The organism is Actinoplanes sp. CA-051413 (genome assembly GCF_050955795.1).
Lineage (GTDB): Bacteria > Actinomycetota > Actinomycetes > Mycobacteriales > Micromonosporaceae > Actinoplanes.
Genome location: NZ_CP192100.1, coordinates 342943 through 360511, shown reverse-complemented (window position 1 = coordinate 360511; position 17569 = coordinate 342943). Strand labels below are relative to the sequence as shown.

The 17569-nt window shown below is 70.4% G+C and carries 14 protein-coding genes; 1 reads left to right on the top strand and 13 read right to left on the bottom strand.

Annotated features, from left to right (window positions below):
• The 13 genes from nuoH to ACQP2Y_RS01655 all read right to left on the bottom strand — a co-directional run bounded on the left by nuoH (position 1) and on the right by ACQP2Y_RS01655 (position 14321).
• Positions 1-1389 carry an NADH-quinone oxidoreductase subunit NuoH gene (gene nuoH / locus ACQP2Y_RS01715; protein ID WP_433723931.1) on the bottom strand — a complete coding sequence of 463 codons (1389 nt, stop codon included), beginning with the start codon at positions 1387-1389 and terminating at the stop codon, positions 1-3.
• Positions 1386-3860 carry an NADH-quinone oxidoreductase subunit G gene (locus ACQP2Y_RS01710; RefSeq protein ID WP_433723929.1) on the bottom strand — a complete coding sequence of 825 codons (2475 nt, stop codon included), beginning with the start codon at positions 3858-3860 and terminating at the stop codon, positions 1386-1388. Before ACQP2Y_RS01710 ends, nuoH begins: the two co-directional genes overlap by 4 nt.
• Positions 3860-5176, bottom strand: coding sequence for an NADH-quinone oxidoreductase subunit NuoF (nuoF, locus tag ACQP2Y_RS01705; protein ID WP_360817451.1), 1317 nt, complete (start codon positions 5174-5176; stop codon positions 3860-3862). The genes ACQP2Y_RS01710 and nuoF overlap by 1 nt, the downstream gene beginning before the upstream one ends.
• Positions 5173-6363 (bottom strand): NADH-quinone oxidoreductase subunit NuoE, encoded by a 1191-nt coding sequence (gene nuoE, locus ACQP2Y_RS01700; RefSeq protein WP_433723926.1) that lies wholly within the window; start codon positions 6361-6363, stop codon positions 5173-5175. The genes nuoF and nuoE overlap by 4 nt, the downstream gene beginning before the upstream one ends.
• Positions 6364-7704, bottom strand: a complete 1341-nt coding sequence (locus ACQP2Y_RS01695) for an NADH-quinone oxidoreductase subunit D (RefSeq protein WP_360817457.1) — start codon at positions 7702-7704, stop codon at positions 6364-6366.
• Positions 7701-8414, bottom strand: a complete 714-nt coding sequence (locus tag ACQP2Y_RS01690) for an NADH-quinone oxidoreductase subunit C (protein ID WP_433723924.1) — start codon at positions 8412-8414, stop codon at positions 7701-7703. Before ACQP2Y_RS01690 ends, ACQP2Y_RS01695 begins: the two co-directional genes overlap by 4 nt.
• Positions 8411-9082: a NuoB/complex I 20 kDa subunit family protein gene (locus ACQP2Y_RS01685; protein ID WP_360817463.1), complete on the bottom strand. Its 672-nt coding sequence runs from the start codon at positions 9080-9082 to the stop codon at positions 8411-8413. Before ACQP2Y_RS01685 ends, ACQP2Y_RS01690 begins: the two co-directional genes overlap by 4 nt.
• A gap of 5 nt (positions 9083-9087) precedes the next feature.
• Complete coding sequence (locus ACQP2Y_RS01680; RefSeq protein ID WP_433723921.1) at positions 9088-9453, bottom strand: NADH-quinone oxidoreductase subunit A; 366 nt, start codon at positions 9451-9453, stop codon at positions 9088-9090.
• Between the two features lie 79 nt (positions 9454-9532).
• Positions 9533-10831, bottom strand: coding sequence for a geranylgeranyl reductase family protein (locus tag ACQP2Y_RS01675; RefSeq protein ID WP_433723919.1), 1299 nt, complete (start codon positions 10829-10831; stop codon positions 9533-9535).
• 87 nt (positions 10832-10918) lie between these two features.
• On the bottom strand, positions 10919-11200 hold the full coding sequence (locus ACQP2Y_RS01670) for a hypothetical protein (protein WP_433723917.1): 282 nt from the start codon (positions 11198-11200) through the stop codon (positions 10919-10921).
• A gap of 52 nt (positions 11201-11252) precedes the next feature.
• Entirely contained in the window at positions 11253-11903 is a 651-nt protein-coding gene (locus ACQP2Y_RS01665) for a demethylmenaquinone methyltransferase (protein WP_433731684.1), read from the bottom strand.
• A gap of 374 nt (positions 11904-12277) precedes the next feature.
• Positions 12278-13519, bottom strand: a complete 1242-nt coding sequence (mqnC, locus tag ACQP2Y_RS01660) for a cyclic dehypoxanthinyl futalosine synthase (protein WP_433723915.1) — start codon at positions 13517-13519, stop codon at positions 12278-12280.
• Between the two features lie 46 nt (positions 13520-13565).
• Positions 13566-14321 (bottom strand): TetR/AcrR family transcriptional regulator, encoded by a 756-nt coding sequence (locus ACQP2Y_RS01655; RefSeq protein ID WP_433723913.1) that lies wholly within the window; start codon positions 14319-14321, stop codon positions 13566-13568.
• Positions 14322-14493: 172 nt separating this feature from the next.
• On the opposite strand from ACQP2Y_RS01655, the gene ACQP2Y_RS01650 reads away from it, so the two are divergent.
• Positions 14494-17568, top strand: a complete 3075-nt coding sequence (locus ACQP2Y_RS01650) for an SNF2-related protein (protein ID WP_433723911.1) — start codon at positions 14494-14496, stop codon at positions 17566-17568.
• Position 17569: the final 1 nt, after the last annotated feature.

Here is a 17569-nt window from a genome sequence, read left to right as displayed (position 1 = left end):
TCACACCTCCTTGTCTGACGTGTCGTCCGGGGCGGGCGTGGTGCCGCCGACCGTGGCCGGCTGCCGTTCGGCGACCGCCCGGCGGGCCCGTGGGCTGGGTGGCACCTGGAGGTCCATCGGCGGGACCGGGAAGCTGCCCGGGGGCCGGGCGGCCAGCTGTTCCTCGATGGAGAACTCGCGAGGCTTCTTGCTGGCCGGCCAGAGCAGCGCGATGCCGAGCACCACCACCGCCGCGGCCAGGTAGACGAGCCAGCGGGCGCCGCCGTCGATCCGGTCGTTGGTGACCCGGACGCCGGCCAGGAACAGGATCCAGACCAGGTTGACCGGGATCAGGACCTTCCAGCCGAAGCGCATGAACTGGTCGTAGCGCATCCGGGGCAGGGTGGCCCGCAGCCAGATGAAGCCGAAGAGCAGCAGCAGCACCTTGCCGAGCCACCAGATCAGCGGGAACCAGCCGGAGTTGGCGCCCTCCCACCAGCTGATCGGCCACGGGGCGCGCCAGCCGCCGAGGAACAGCGTGGTGGCGAACGCCGAGACGGTGATCATGTTGATGTACTCGGCCAGGAAGAACAGCGCGAACTTGAACGACGAGTACTCGGTGTGGAAGCCGCCGACCAGCTCGGACTCCGCCTCGGGCAGGTCGAACGGGGCCCGGTTGGTCTCGCCGACCGCCGCGATGCAGTAGATGACGAAGCTGGGCAGCAGCAGGACCGCGTACCAGCTCGGCGCGGTCGGGTTCCAGCCGAAGATGTCGAACGCCGTGGTGGGGTTGTTACCCGCCTGGGCGGCGACGATCTGCGAGGTGCTCATGGTGCCCGCGGTCATGAAGACCGCCACGATGCTCAGGCCCATCGCGACCTCGTACGAGATCATCTGCGCCGCCGACCGCAGACCGCCGAGCAGCGGATACGTCGAACCGGACGCCCAGCCGGCCAGCACCACGCCGTAGACGGCCATCGACGAGCAGGCCAGCAGCACCAGCACCGAGATCGGTACGTCGGTGAGCTGCAGCGCCGTCTTGTGGCCGAACATCGAGACGACCGGCCCGAAGGGGATCACCGAGAACGCGGTGAACGCCACCGTCGCCGAGATCACCGGGGCGATGAAGTACACCACCTTGTCGGCGGTCTTCGGGATGATCTCCTCCTTGAACGGCAGCTTGACGCCGTCCGTGAGGCTCTGCAGCCAGCCCTTGGGCCCGACCTGGTTGGGGCCCGGCCGGACCGCCATCCGGGCCACGACCTTGCGCTCGTAGTTGATCGTGAACAGCGTCAGCAGCAGCAGGATGACGAAGACACCCAGCAGCTTGATCAGGACGATCCACCAGACGTCGTTCTCGAACGTCGCCAGCGTCGGGTCCTGAGCCTTCGCAACAATCAGCGAATTCATGCGATAGCCCCCTGAGCGAGGATCGGACCCGGCCGGCCGGCGCTCAGCCGGACCACCGCACCCGAGGTGACGCCGAGGCTGCGACGCAGCGTCGAGCCCGGCGAGTTCGTGGGCAGCCACACCACCTGCGCAGGCAGGTCCGTGATCGCCGCAGGCAGAGTGATCGCGCCGCGGTCCGTGCCGACCGTGACCGCGTCACCGTCGGCCACCCCGAGCGCCTCGGCCAGACCCTTGCCCAGCCGGACCACCGGGGTACGGGCCGTGCCGGCCAGCACCTCGTCGCCGTCGAGCATCGAGCCGAGGTCGATCAGGTGGTGCCAGGACGCCAGCACCGCCTCCTGGTCCCCGACCTGCGGCAGCGCGGCAGCGGCGACGGCCGGCACTGCCGGGCGGTCGGCGCGGCTCGCGGGCATGCTGCCCAGCTCACGGCGGATGGCGGCGACATCACCGGTGCCCAGCGTGACTTCCATCAGCGCCGCGATGGCTTCCAGCACCCGGCCGTCGGTCATCGCGGTGGTGTTCAGCACGGCGTCGAAGGTCCGCAGCCGGCCCTCCCAGTCCATGAAGGTGCCGGGCTTCTCGGCGGCCGGGGCGATCGGCAGCACGACGTCGGCGCGGCGGGTGACCGCGCTCTGCCGCAGCTCCAGGCTGACCAGGAACGGCACCGCGTCGAGGGCCTGGTCGGCCAGCCGCGGGTCGGCCAGGTCGGCCGGGTCCACGCCGGCGACCAGCAGGGCGCCCAGAGTGCCGTCCGCGGCGGCCGCGACGATCGCGTCCGTGTCGCGGCCGACCGTGCCGGGCAGCGCGCCGGCCTCGACGTCCCAGGCCGCAGCGAGCTCGGCCCGCGCACCCACGTCGGTGACCGGACGGCCGCCGGGCAGCAGGTTGGGCAGGCAGCCCGCGTCCACCGCGCCCCGGTCGCCCGCGCGCCGCGGCACCCAGGCGAGCCGGGCGCCGGTGCGGGCGGCCAGCGCGGCGGCGGCCGAGAGACCACCGGGCACGCTCGCGAGCCGCTCGCCGACGATCAGCAGAGCGCCGGGCACGGCGAGTGCGGCGCTCACGGCCGCGTCGGTGCCGAGCAGCCGGGCCTCGTCACCGGGCACGGCCGCGACGAGCGTCGCGCCGAGCTTTTCAAAACCCCGGCTGAGGTACGGCGCCACGGCCGTGACCTTGAGCTTGTTCTTCCCGTGGCCCTTGCGCAGGCGCAGGAAGAGGATCGGGCACTCCTCCTCGGGCTCGAGGCCGACGATGACCGCGGCGGGCGCGTTCTCGACGTCCTCGTAGGTGACGTCCGTGACGCCCGCGACGGAGGAGGCCAGGAAGTGGGCCTCCTCGCCGGACAGCGGGCGGGCCCGGAAGTCGATGTCGTTGGTGCCGAGGGCGACCCGGGCGAACTTCGCGTACGCGTACGCGTCCTCGACCGTGAGGCGGCCACCGGTCAGCACGCCGACGCCGCGACCCTTCGCAGCCTGCAGCCCCTCGGCGGCGGCCAGCAGGGCCTCGCTCCAGGACGCCTCACGCAGCTGGCCGGTCTTGGCGTCGCGCAGCATCGGGGTGGTGATGCGGTCGTAGCCGGTGGTGTAGCGGAAGCCCCACCGGCCCTTGTCGCAGTTCCACTCCTCGTTGACCGCCGGGTCGTCGCCGGCCAGGCGCCGCAGCACCTTGCCCCGGCGGTGGTCGGCCCGCATCGAGCAGCCGGCGGCGCAGTGCTCGCAGGCGGTCGGCGAGGAGACCAGGTCGAACGGGCGGGCCCGGAACCTGTACTGCTCGCCGGTCAGCGCGCCGACCGGGCAGATCTGGATGGTGTTGCCGGAGAAGTAGGAGTTGAAGGCGACGTCGCCCTCGCCCTCGCCGACCTGGCCGTCGCCGGTGCCCTCGCCGCCGAAGAAGTCGTCGCGGTAGACGTTGATCTGCTCACCGGACGAGCGGTCCATCAGGTCGATGAACTTGTCGCCGGCGATCTCCTCGGAGAAGCGGGTGCAGCGCTGGCACAGGATGCAGCGCTCCCGGTCCAGCAGCACCTGGCTGGAGATGTGGATCGGCTTCTCGTACTCGCGCTTGTGCTCGTGGAAGCGCGAGTCGACGCGGCCGTTCGACATCGCCTGGTTCTGCAGCGGGCACTCGCCGCCCTTGTCGCAGGTCGGGCAGTCGAGCGGGTGGTTGGCGAGCAGCAGCTCCATCACGCCGCCCTGGGCCTTGGCGGCGACCGGGGAGGTGAGCTGGGTCTTGACCACCATGCCCTCGGCCACCGTCTGGGTGCAGGAGGCGACCGGCTTGCGCTGGCCCTCCACCTCGACCAGACACTGGCGGCAGGCGCCGGCCGGGGCCAGCAGCGGGTGGTCGCAGAACCGCGGGATCGCGATGCCCATCCGCTCGGCGACCCGGATGACCAGCTCGCCCTTGGCGGCGGTCACCTCCACGCCGTCGATGGTCAGCGTGACCTCGTCGGTCTTCTTGGCGACATCGGTCATCAGTGCGCTCCTACCAGGGCCTTCTCGGACAGCCGCGGAGCGGTCCGGCCCTCGATGTAGTCCAGGTAGTCCTGGCGGAAGAACTTCAGCGTCGACATGACCGGCGTCGCGGCGCCGTCGCCGAGACCGCAGAACGAACGGCCGAAGATGTTGTCCGCGGTGTCCTGCAGGGTGTCGAGGTCCTGGACCGTGCCCTGGCCGGAGAGGATCCGGCGGTACGTGCGGACCATCCAGTAGTTGCCCTCGCGGCACGGGGTGCACTTGCCGCAGGACTCGTGGTGGTAGAACTCGAGCCAGCGCCAGGTCGCGTACACCGGGCAGTCCTGGTCGGAGAAGATCTGCATCGCCGTGGTGCCCAGGATCGAGCCCGCCGCGGCCACTCCCTCGAAGTCCATCGGGGTGTCGATGTGGTCGGCCGTCAGCAGCGGCGTCGAGGAGCCGCCGGGCGTCCAGAACTTCAGGTTGTGACCCGGCTTCATGCCGCCGGCCAGCTCGATCAGCTCGCGCAGGGTGATGCCGAGGCCGCACTCGTACTGGCCCGGGTTGGCGATCCGGCCGGAGAGCGAGTAGATCATCGGGCCGGACGACTTCTCCGTGCCCATGCTCTTCCACCAGTCCGCGCCGCCCAGCACGATGTACGGCACCGAAGCGATGGTGCCGACGTTGTTGACCACCGTCGGGCTCGCGTACAGGCCGGCGACCGCGGGGAACGGCGGGCGTAGCCGGGGCTGGCCGCGGAAGCCCTCGAGCGAGTCCAGCAGCGCCGTCTCCTCGCCGCAGATGTACGCCCCCGCGCCGCTGTGCACGACGAGGTCGAGGTCGAACCCGGAGCCGAGGATGTTCTCGCCGAGGTAGCCCTTGGCGTACGCCTCCTGGACCGCGTTGCGCAGCCGCCGGGTGGCGTGCACGGCCTCGCCGCGGATGTAGATGAACGCCCGGCTGGCCCGGATCGCGTAGGCCGCGATGATCGCACCCTCCACGAGCGAGTGCGGGTCGTACGTCATCAGCGGCAGGTCCTTGCAGGTGCCGGGCTCGCCCTCGTCGGCGTTGATGACGAGGTAGTGCGGCTTGCCGTCGCCCTGCGGGATGAAGCCCCACTTGAGACCGGTCGGGAAGCCGGCCCCGCCGCGGCCGCGCAGGCCGGAGTCCTTGATGAGCTGGATCAGGTCGTCGGGGTGGACGTCCAGCGCCTTGCGGACGGCGGCGTAACCGTCGAGCCGCTCGTACGTGTCGATCTGCCAGGCGTCCGGCGAGAGCCAGCGCTTGGTGAGGACGGGGGTGAGCTTCTGAAGAACCTCACGCCGGGGCTGAGTCACTTCTTCTCCTCGTTGCCGCGCGGAGTGTTCTGCCAGCCGGGGTTGTCGTTCGCGGTGGTCGGCTGCTTCTGGGCGGCGGTGCCCTCGCTGACGATGCTCTCGCCGCGCTCGGTGTCGCCGGCGGGCTTGCCGTCGCCGGCGACCTGGTTCTTCGCCGCGCCGGCCGCCTCGGCCGGGTTGCTCGGAGCCGGGGTCTGGTTCGGCAGCCCGGCGCTGGTCGCGGCCGGGGCCGGGGTGTCAGCGGTGGGGTTGCGCGCTTCGGCGGCCCGGGTCTCCGGGTCCTTGTCGTCGCCGGCCTTGACCGGGGCACCGGCCTTGCGGTGCTCGACCTTGTCGACGACCGTGGCCGCCGCGGCCTTGACCTTGGAGGCCACGTTGGCGATGAGGCCGCCGTGCTTCTCCTCGGTGCGCCGCGCGGAGACCGGGCCCGGGTCCTTGACGGCCTTGGCCGACTCGTCGCGGGCCGGCTTGGTGGTGGTGATCGGGGTGTCGATGTTGAAGTTCGCCACCGCGACGCCGTGCTCCTGGGCCAGGGTCACACCGCGCAGGGTGGGCGCCCCGGCCGGACCGTCGGCGACCGCACCCTCGCGCTCGTCGGCGAAACCGGCCAGCTGGAACTGCATCTCCTTGAGCGAGCAGATCCGCGCGCCGCGGGACGGCACCGGCCGCTCCCCCTTGCGCAGCTGCTCGACCAGCTCGACCGCCGCCTGCGGGGTGCTGTTGTCCACCGCGAAGTCGTAGTTGACCGTCACGACCGGCGCGTAGTCGCACGCCGCGAGGCACTCGGCGTGCTCCAGCGTGATCTTGCCGTCGGGTGTGGTCTGGTCGTGCCCGACGCCGAGGTGCTCGACGAGACCGTCGTAGACCTCCTGGCCGCCGAGCACGTTGCACAGCGTGTTGGTGCAGACGCTGACCAGATATTCGCCGGTCGGCTTGCGCTTGTACATGGTGTAGAAGGTCGCCACCGCGCCGACCTGGGCCTTGTTGATGCCCAGGATCTCGGCGCAGAACGCGACGCCGTTGGGGCTGACGAAGCCCTCCTCGGTCTGCACCAGGTGCAGCAGCGGGAGCAGCGCCGAACGCTCACGACCCGCCGGGTAGCGCGCGAGGATCTCGCGCGCCGGCTCCAGGAGCTTCTCGGCCAGCGGCGCTGCGGCCGGGGAGAAGTCCACAGTCACATCTGACATTTAGCGGTCACACCCACCCATCACGGGGTCCAGGGAGGCGCCGCCGGCGATGACATCGGCCAGCAGTGCACCCTCGGCCATCGCGGGGATGGCCTGGAGATTCACGAAGCTCGGGTCGCGGTAGTGCACCCGGTACGGGTGGGTGCCACCGTCGGAGACGGCGTGCACACCCAGCTCACCGCGCGGGTGCTCGATGCCGACGTAGACCTGGCCGGGCGGCACCCGGAAGCCCTCGGTCACGAGCTTGAAGTGGTGGATCAGCGACTCCATCGACTGACCCATGATCTTGGCGACGTGCTCGAGCGAGTTGCCCATGCCGTCGACGCCCACGGCCAGCTGGGCCGGCCAGGCGATCTTCTTGTCCGCGATCATCACCGGGCCGGGCTTGAGCCGGTCCAGCGCCTGCTCGACGATCTTCAGCGACTCCCGGATCTCCGCCATCCGGACCAGGTAGCGGCCCCAGACGTCGGCGGTGGTCGCCGTCGGCACGTCGAACTCGTAGTTCTCGTAACCGCAGTACGGCATGGTCTTGCGCAGGTCCCAGGCCAGGCCGGCCGAGCGCAGCACCGGGCCGGTGATGCCCAGCGACAGGCAGCCGGTCACGTCGAGGACGGCGACGCCCTGGGTGCGCTCCTGCCAGATGACCTGGCCGGAGAGCATGGCCTCGTATTCCTTGAGCTTCTTGGGCAGGTAGACGAGCAGGTCCCGGATCTTGCGGATCGCCGAGTCCGGCACGTCCTGCGCGACCCCGCCCGGGCGGATGTACGCGTGGTTCATCCGCAGGCCGGAGGTCTCCTCGAAGATGTCGAGGATGTACTCACGCTCGCGGAAGCCGTACAGCATCATCGAGATCGCGCCGAGCTCCATGCCCGTGGTGGCGATCCACACCAGGTGCGACGAGATCCGGTTGAGCTCCATGAAGAGCACCCGGATGGTGTTCGCCCGCTCGGTGATGTCGTCGGTGATGCCGAGCAGCTTCTCGACCGCGAGGCAGTAGCCGGTCTCGTTGAACAGCGGCGCCAGGTAGTCCATCCGGGTCACGAAGGTCGTGCCCTGGGTCCAGTTGCGGTACTCGAGGTTCTTCTCGATGCCGGTGTGCAGGTAACCGACGACCGGGCGGACCTGGGTGACGGTCTCGCCCTCGAGCTCCAGCACCAGCCGCAGCACACCGTGCGTCGACGGGTGCTGCGGGCCCATGTTGACGACGATCTTCTCGTTGCTGAGCGGATCGATGCCACCGGTGATGGTGTCCCAGTCGCCACCGGTGACGTTGAAGACCCGGCCCTCGGTGGTCTCGCGCTCGGTGGCGTACCCGGCTCCGCTGGTCGTCTGGCTTGTCATTGGTAGACCCTCCGCTGGTCCGGCGGCGGAATTTCGGCGCCCTTGTACTCGACGGGCACGCCGCCGAGCGGATAGTCCTTGCGCTGCGGGTGGCCTTCCCAGTCATCCGGCATCAGGATCCGGGTGAGGTTGGGGTGGCCGTCGAACACGACGCCGAACATGTCGTAGATCTCGCGCTCCTGCCAGTCGGCAGTGGGATACACGCTGGTCACGCTCGGCAGGCTGACGCCGTCCGCCACGGCCGCCTCCAGGCGGACCCGGCGGCGGTACGTCATGGAGGTGAGCTGGTAGGAGACGTGGAAGCGGCGGTTGTCGCTGCCCAGGTAGTCGACCGCGTCCACCGAGGAGCACAGCTCGAAGCGCAGCGACTCGTCGTCGCGCATGATCTGGCAGACCTCGGCGATCCGCTCCGCCTTGATGTGCAGGGTCAGCTCGCCCCGGTCGACGACGACCTTCTCGATCGCGTCGGCGAAGCCCGGGTAGGCCTCCTCCAGCGCGTCGTGGATCTCGTCGAAGTAGCCGCCGAACGGGCGCGGGGTGTCGGCCGTGGTCGGTCGCCGGCGGGCCAGGCCACCGAAGCCGGACACGTCGCCGGTGCCCTTGACGCCGAACATGCCCCGGTCGGGGCTCGGCGGCGTCTGGGCCGGAGCGTCGAGGTCGGCGCCGACCGGCTGAGTGGCGGGTACGCCGCCGTCGGACTCGTTGGTCACTTGCCACCCTCCCGAAGGTGCGGCTGCAGCTTCATCCAGTTCTCGATGCGCAACTGCTCCTCGCGGCCTTCCTTGACGGCCTGCGTCCACTCCGCCCGGCGGACCTTGTCCACCCGGTACGACGAGGGCATCGCGCCCGGGGCGACGATCGGCAGCTTGCCCTCGGCCCGGCGCGCCTCGAGCATCTTGCGGCCGTTCGGGCCGAGCGGGGCGGCCATGACCTTCTCGCGCATCTTGAGGATCGCGTCGATCAGCATCTCCGGCCGCGGCGGGCAGCCGGGCAGGTAGATGTCGACCGGGACGATGTGGTCCACGCCCTGCACGATCGCGTAGTTGTTGAACATGCCGCCGGACGAGGCGCACACGCCCATCGAGATGACCGAGCGCGGCTCGGGCATCTGGTCGTAGATCTGGCGCACGACGGGGGCCATCTTCTGGCTCACCCGGCCGGCCACGATCATCAGGTCGGCCTGTCGCGGCGAGGCCCGGAAGACCTCCATGCCCCAGCGGCCGAGGTCGTAGTGCGGTCCGCCGGCGGCCATCATCTCGATGGCGCAGCAGGCGAGGCCGAAGGTGGCGCCCCAGAACGACGACTTGCGGGCCCAGTTGGAGAGCTTCTCCACCGAGGTCAGCAGAATGCCGCTGGGCAGCTTCTCTTCGATTCCCATGTCAATCAGTCCCAGTTCAATCCGCCGCGTCGCCACACGTACGTGTAGGCGATGAAGACAGTGACGATGAAGAGGACCATCTCGACGAAGCCGAACAGGCCGAGCGCCTCGAAGGACACCGCCCACGGGTAGAGGAAAATGGTCTCGATGTCGAAGACGATGAACAGCATCGCGGTCAAGTAGAACTTGACCGGGAAGCGACCGCCACCGATGGGCTGCGGAGCCGGCTCGATGCCGCACTCGTACGCCTCCAGCTTGGCCCGGTTGTAGCGCTTCGGGCCCACGATCGGCGCGATCGACACCGAGAACAGGGCGAAGAGCATACCGAGGATCAGCAGCCCGACGATCGGTACGTAGGGATTGAGCGTCATACCGTCTCCTGCTCGACTGTTAGCCGCTTCACACTATTAATCCGCTTTGGCGTCTTGTCGACCGGGGTCCTCTTGTCTCTCATACCGCCGGTGCAACCTTCGTCAGGCCGTTGATGATCCGGTCCATGGCGTCGCCGTCCCGGGGGTCCGTCAGGTTCGCCAGCAGCTTGAGCACGAACCGCATCAGGGTCGGGTGCGGCATGCCGTGCTTGGTGGCGATCCGCATGATCTGCGGGTTGCCGATGAGCTTCACGAAGACCCCGCCCAGGCGGTAGTACCCCCCGAACCGGATCTTCAACTCCGACGGGTACGCCTGCAGGGCGCGCTCGCGGTCGGCGCCGGCCGGGCGCGCGAGGGCCTGGACGGCCACCTCCGCGGCCAGCTCGCCGGACTCCATCGCGTACGCGATGCCCTCGCCGTTCATGGGGTTGACCATGCCACCGGAGTCGCCGACCAGCATGACGCCGCGCGTGTAGTGCGGCACCCGGTTGAAGCCCATCGGCAGCGCGGCCCCCAGGACCGGGCCGTCGGCGTTGGCCTCGCCGCGCATGCCCCACTCCTCGGGCGTGGTGTTCAGCCAGTCGGTGAGCATGGCGCGGTAGTTCGTCTTGCCGAAGGCGCTGGAGGAGTTGAGGATGCCCAGGCCCACATTGACCCGGCCGTCGCCCATTCCGAAGATCCAGCCGTAGCCGGGCAGCAGCCGGTCGCGGTCCTGGGCGCTGCGCAGCTCCAGCCAGGACTCCAGGTAGTCGTCGTCGGCGCGTACCGGGGACTGGTAGTAGCGCCGGACGGCGACACCGAGCGGGCGGTCGTCGCGCTTGGCCAGCCCCATCGCAAGCGGGAACTTGCCGGACACGCCGTCCGCCGCGATCACCAGCGGGGCGAGATACTGGACGGGTTCCTTACCGGGGCCGGCCTTGGCCTCCACACCGATGGCGCGGCCGTCGGCGTCGAGCACCGGGCCGGTGACGTTCACCCCGGTGCGCAGCAGGGCGCCGGCTTCCACCGCGCGCCTGGCCAGCATGTCGTCGAAGTCGAGGCGGGTGCGCACGAGACCGTAGTTGGGGAAGCTCGCGAGCTCCGGCCAGTCGAGCTCGAGGCGGACGCCGCCACCGATCACCCGCAGGCCGCGGTTGTGCAGCCAGCCGGCCTTCTCGGAGGTGTCCACACCCATCCGGATCAGCTGGCGGGTCGCGCGTGGAGTCAGGCCGTCACCGCAGACCTTCTCGCGCGGGAACTCGGTCTTCTCCAGCAGCAGGACGCGCAGGCCGTGGCGCGCCATGTGGTACGCCGCGGCGGAGCCGCCCGGCCCAGCCCCGACCACGATCACGTCGGCCTCGTCGGCGACGGTTCCCCCTGCGACAGCGAGGTCGTTCACGGCTCACCTCCGTCAAGCGCGGGCTCGTGAAACAGTTCACAAGCCAGCCCAGTCGGAGTCTAAGACGGCCATCGAAGCGGATAGGGGTTAGGGAACCCTAACTGTTTCGGAACTGTTCCGGCTTCTCGTGAGAGCCCGCTGCAGGACCTCGCGGGCGACTCCGTCCAGGTGCTCGGAAAACGTACCGCCCATCGCGGCGTCGAGCGCGACGATCAGCTCATCCACCAACCGCTGCGCCTGTTCCGGGTCCCGCACGGCCACCAACCGGATACGATGCGCCAGCTCCAGGGCCCGGCGCTCGCCCTCGTCACGGTCGTCGATCGGGACGTCGATGTCCGAGTCGTCGACCAGGCAGTCGATTGTCGTCATGCCCCCGAGTCAAACACCCCGGACCGGCGAGAACCGGGCAAACGCTCATTTTTCAGATCTTCGTGGCCCGGTGCAGGGCAACGACCCCACCGGTGAGGTTGCGCCACCCGACCCGCGCCCACGGGCCCGCGCCCGCGATGCGGGCGGCCAGCCCGGACTGGTCCGGCCAGGCGCGGATCGACTCGGCCAGATAGACGTACGCCTCCGGGTTGCTCGACACGCCGCGGGCCACAGTGGGCAGGCTGCGCATCAGGTACGACAAGTAGACGGTGCGGAACGCCGCGTTGGTCGGGTGGCTGAACTCGCACACCACCAGGCGCCCGCCCGGCCGGGTGACCCGCCCCAGCTCCCGCAGCGCCGCGCCGGTGTCGACGACGTTGCGCAGGGCGAAGGAGATCGTCACCGCGTCGAACGTCCCGTCGGGGAACGGCAGCTTGAGCGCGTCCCCGGCGACCAGCGGCACAGCCCGGCCGGCGGCCCGACCGGCCCGCAGCATCCCGGTGGAGAGATCGGCACCCACCGCGTACGCCCCAGAGCGGCCCAGCTCCTCGGTCGACACCCCGGTGCCCGCGCCGACGTCGAGGACCCGCTCCCCCGGCCGCAGCCCCAGGGCGGCCCGGGTGGCCCGGCGCCAGCCGCGGTCCTGACCGAAGGAGAGCACCGTGTTGGTGAGGTCGTACCGCTCGGCCACACCGTCGAACATCTCGGCGACCTCGTGCGGCTGCTTGTCCAAGTCTGCGCGTGTCACGCCTACCTACTCTGCCAGCCGGACACACAGAACGGGCGGGATGGTGACCCATCCCGCCCGTGCCTCTTGCGTTATATATACGACCGCCATCGGTCGGGTCCGACCCCGCCGCCGACGGTCATGAGTCGTGGCGACGCTTCAGTGTTGCGGTGTTACGCAGGCAACGTAACCAGCACCAACGCGCCGGACCAGAGACACACGCGGCTCGTTACCGAGGAGCAATCAGCCCCTCACCGCTTCGCCGAGGCGCACCTGGCCGATCGGCCGGTGCCCCCGGTCATCCGGCCCATCGACACCCCTCAGCGCGGGGGCCACCGGGTCTCGAAACGCTATCGGGCCTCGACGAGCGGCAGCTCGGTGCGGCCCGCGCCGCCGCCGGGCATCGCGATCGACGAGAAGTGCGAGACCACGCGCTCGTCCGTCGGGTCGTCGGCCTCGGTCGCGTGCACCGCGAGGTGCCTATAGAGGGTGTCGCGCTGCGCCGGGATCCGGCCCGCCGTGCGGATCATCCAGATCAGCTCGTGCAGGTTCGACCGGTGCCGGGCGCCCGCCGAGGAGATCACGTTCTCCTCCAGCATGATCGAGCCGAGGTCGTCGACGCCCAGGTGCAGCGAGAGCTGGCCGACGTCCTTGCCGGTGGTCAGCCAGGACGCCTGCAGGTGGGCGATGTTGTCGAAGAAGAGCCGGGAGACCGCGATGAAGCGCAGGTATTCCATCGCGGTGGCCTGGGTGCGGCCCTTGAGATGGTTGTTCTCCGCCTGGTACGTCCACGGGATGAACGCGCGGAAGCCGCCCACGCTGCCCTCGGCCTCGACCGCCGAGTCCACGTAGCCGTTCGCCACGGCGAGGTCCTGCACGTCGCGGATCATCCGGATGTGGTCGATGCGCTCGGCGTTGGTCTCGCCGGTGCCCATCATCATCGTGGCCGTGGAGCTGAGGCCGTTGCGGTGCGCGACCGCCATGACCTCGAGCCAGCGCGCGCCGGACTCCTTGAGCGGCGCGATCGCCTTGCGCGGCCGGTCGGGCAGCATCTCGGCGCCGGCCCCCGCGATGGAGTCGAGACCGGCGGCCTTGATCCGCAGCACCGCCTCCTCGATGGAGACGCCGGAGACCTTGGCCATGTGCAGGATCTCGCTGGGGCCGATCGAGTGGATGGCCAGCTGCGGATAGGCCTGCTTGACCGAGGAGAAGAGATTCTCGTAATACTCCACGCCGTAGTCCGGGTGGTGGCCGCCCTGGAGCATGACCTGGGTCGCGCCGAGCTCGACCGCCTCGCCGCACCGGTGCAGGATCTCCTCCATCGGGTGCGACCAGCCCTCGGCGTGCTTCGGCGCCCGGTAGAAGGCGCAGAACTTGCAGGCCGTGACGCAGACATTGGTGTAGTTGATGTTGCGATCGATCAGGTAGGTGACGATCCCGTCCGGGTAGCGCCGGCGCCGGACCGCGTCGGCCGCCTCGCCGAGGGCGTGGAAGGGCGCTTCGGTGTAGAGCAGCAGCGCCTCCTCGGGCGTGATCCGCCCACCGTCGGCCCCACGCTGCAGGATGCTGTCGATCTCCGGGTTCGCCGTCACGTCCCGAAGCCTACGTCCCGGATCCGGCAGTCGTCAGCGGCGTCGGTCACTGACGTGCCGCGCTGCTGCGGCGCTCGATCAGCACACCGAGGCCGTCCAGGACCCGTTCGAGGCCGAACGCGTACGCGTGGCCGGGGTCGAAGGCGGCACCCAGCTCGGCGCCCGCCGCGGCGCCGACCCGCACGGCCGTCGGGTAGGCGGCCGGATCGAAGACCTTCGCCAGCAGCGGACCGTTCTCGGCCCACCACTCCTGATCACTGCGCGCGCTGCGCTCGGCCGCGGTCTGCGCGTCCGCGGCGGCCCGGGCGGCGGCCCGGACGAAACCGAGCAGGAACGTCAGGGCGGAGTCGGTCTCCACGTCGTCTAGGCCGGTGCCGTCGAAGGCGCGCAGCTCGTGCTCGTATTTCGCCATCAGGCCGGGGCCCAGCGGCGGCCGGCTCTGCGAGATGCCCGCCGCCCACGGGTGCTGCGCGAACAGCAGCCTGTTGTCCTCCGCCACCGCCGCCAGCCGCTCCCGCCAGGACGCGTCCACGCTGCCTTCCCGCGACATCCGCAGGTAGACGGCGTCGAGCATCAGGTCGAGCAAGGCGGCCTTGTCCGGCACATACGTGTACAGCGTCATCGGCACGACGCCCAGCTCCTGGGCCACCCGCCGCATGCTCACCGCGTCGAGCCCCTCGTCGTCGGCGAGCGTGATGGCGGCGTCGACGACCTGGGCCACGGTCAGGCCCTTCTTGCGCCCTCGCCGGCTCGCCGGCTCGTCGAACCAGAGCAGGTCGATGGTGCGTCGCGCCTCGGCCACGGGGTGGCACTCCTTTCTTGTACGGCGTATCTTATACGGCGTCCAACTAATGAGCTAGCGGTCCAGTGCAAGTCTCTCGCCTGCCGTTCGGGCTTCGCCTCGCCGGGGCGCACCTGAGCCAGGGGCGGGCTCAGTCGTTAACCTCGACAGGTCGATCGGAATCGGAGTCGCAGTGCTCGTCGTGCATGGCGTGTGGATCGCCGGTGAGTCGGCGCCCGGGAGGCTCGCGCTCTGGGCCGAGGATCCCGCTCTTCCGCTGACCACCTCTTCCCGGGCTCGCCGCCGCCCGCATCCGTTCGCGGTGCCGGCCGGAGCCCTCGCCGCGGCGCTGACCGGCTCGTCGGACGACGTCCGTGACGCGCTGGCCAAGGCCGCCGAGACGGAGCTGGTCCTGCAGCTGCCCGGCACGGCCAAGGGCCCGCTGCCGTCGCCGGAGGCCGGCAGCGAGGCGCCCGGCCGGGGTCTGCGGCTCGGGGCCTGGGAGACACCGGCGCTGGTGCTGCCGGGCGAGCTGGCGCTGACCGCTTTGGGAGCGCTGGCCGAGCCCGACCCGGACGGGCCCTGGATCGCCGCGGCGTCCCTGCGCTATCTGTGCGTGCTGGCCGGGCACGCCTGCGACATGGCCCGCCGCGGGCGGATGCTGCCGCAGCTGGTGGTGGAGTCGGGCACGCCGGCCGGTCGCTGGCGGCCGGTGCTCACCGGCGCCGACGCGGCCGGCTATCGCGACTTCGCCGCGGCCATGCCCCCGGTGTGCCGCTCGGCCGCGGTGGGCGGCTCGTCCGACGACGCCGACAGCAGTGCCACCGGCAGTGTCGGCCGCACGTTGCGGGACGCGCTCGAGGTCCTGGTGGATGCCGCCGCCCGTTCCCTGATGCCGGAGCGGATGCTGCTGGGGCTGCGGCCCGGCCCCAGGACCGCGCTCGCGGAGCGGTGGCTCTTCTCGCTGACCGGCGCCGATCCCTCCCTGCCGGGGGCCAGGCCGGCCGACGTCGCCGAGCTGTCCAAGCCGCTGGTCGGCTGGTTGCGGTCGGCGCACGACGCCAACGGGCCGATCCGGGTGAGCTTCCGGCTGACCGAGCCCGCGCCGGGCACCGACGACTGGGCGCTCGACTTCGCCCTCCAGTCGGCCGACGATCCGAGTCTCTACCTGCCCGCCGACGACCTCTGGAACGGCACGCGCATGCCCGGCCTGCCGGCCAATCCCGACGAGACGCTGCTCGCCGGGCTCGGCCGCGCGGTCCGGCTGTTCCCCGCGCTGCACGAGGCGCTGCTGGACGCCCGGCCGGCGGCCATGGCCCTGAACACTGGCGAGGCGCACGACTTCCTCCGGCAGGCCGCTCCCCTGCTCCAAGCGGCCGGCTTCGGCGTGCAGCTCCCGGCCTGGGCCGGACGCAAGGCGGTCGGGCTCAAGCTGACCACCCGCACCCGCAGCAAGACGCCGTCCGGCAAGGCCGCCGCCGACTCCGGGTTCGGCCTCGAGCAGCTGGTCGACTTCCGCATCGACCTGGTGATCGGCGACGGCACGGTCAGCGCCGAGGAGCTGGCCGAGCTGGCCCGGCTCAAGGTGCCGCTGGTCCGGGTCCGGGGGCAGTGGGTCGAGCTGGACGATCGCCAGCTCAAGGCAGCTCTGAAAGCCGTCGGCAAGCGCCGCGAGGGCGAGCTGACCGCCGGCGAGGTGCTCCAGCAGGTGGTCGACGGCGGCGAGGAGGATCTGCCGCTGGTCGAGGTGGACGCGGACGGCGCGCTCGGTGACCTGATCTCCGGGCAGGCGGCCGAGCGGCTCACGCCGGTGCCGACACCACCCGGGTTCCAGGGGACGCTGCGGCCGTACCAGGAGCGGGGGTTGTCTTGGCTGCACTTCCTGGCCCGGCTCGGCCTCGGCGGCATCCTCGCGGACGACATGGGCCTCGGCAAGACGGCGCAAACGCTGTCGCTGCTGCTCGCCGAGCGCGTGGATCCGGACGTGCCGGTCGCGCCGACTCTGCTCGTCTGTCCTATGTCACTGGTCAGCAACTGGCAGAAGGAAGCCGCCAGGTTCGCCCCCTCGCTGCGGGTGCACGTCCATCACGGCGGAGCCCGCAAGCGCGACGACGACTTCCGATCCGTGGTCGCCACAGCCGATCTCGTCATCACCACCTACGGCACCGCCCTGCGGGATCTCGGCGCACTCCGCGAGGTCCAATGGGGACGGATTGCCTGCGACGAGGCCCAGGCGATCAAGAACAGCGGCACCCGGCAAGCTCAGGCAGTGCGGTCCATCCCGGCCCGGACCAGGCTCGCCCTGACCGGTACGCCGGTGGAGAACCACCTCGCCGAGCTCTGGTCCATCATGGAGTTCTGCAATCCCGGCCTGCTGGGGCCGGCGAAGCGATTCCGCCGCCGCTTCCAGGAGCCGATCGAAGTGCGCGGGGACGCCGATGCCACCGCCGCACTCAAGCGCGCCACCGGACCGTTCGTGCTGCGCCGCCTCAAGACCGACAAGTCGATCATCTCCGACCTGCCGGAGAAGAACGAGATGAAGGTCTGGTGCACCCTCACGGCCGAGCAGGCGACGCTCTACCAGGCCGTGGTCGAGGACATGATGGCCGTCATCGACAACAGCGAGGGCATCCAGCGGCGGGGCAACGTGATCGCCGCGATGACCAAGCTCAAGCAGGTCTGCAACCACCCCGCCCACCTGCTCAAGGACGGCTCCCGGCTGCCCGGCCGCTCCGGCAAGCTGGCCCGGCTGGAGGAGCTGACCGAGGAGATCATCGAGGACGGCGACAAGGCCCTGATCTTCACGCAGTATTCGGAGTTCGGGACGATGCTCCAGCCGTACCTGGCCGCGCATGTCGACCGGCCGGTGCTGTGGCTCCACGGTGGACTGTCCAAGGCGCGGCGGGACGAGCTGGTCGAGCGTTTCCAGCACGACACCGAGCCGATGCTGTTCCTCCTCTCGCTCAAGGCGGCCGGCACGGGCCTGAACCTGACGGCCGCCAACCAGGTCATCCACGTGGACCGCTGGTGGAACCCGGCAGTCGAGGACCAGGCCACCGACCGCGCGTTCCGCATCGGACAGTCGCGCAACGTGCAGGTGCGCAAGTTCATCTGCACCGGCACGCTCGAGGAGAAGATCGACGCGATGATCGAGCGCAAGAAGGCCCTGGCGTCCTCAGTGGTCGGTACGGGCGAGGACTGGGTGACCGACCTCAACACCGACCAGCTGCGCGAGCTGTTCGCCCTCGACCCGGTGGCGGTGAGCTGAC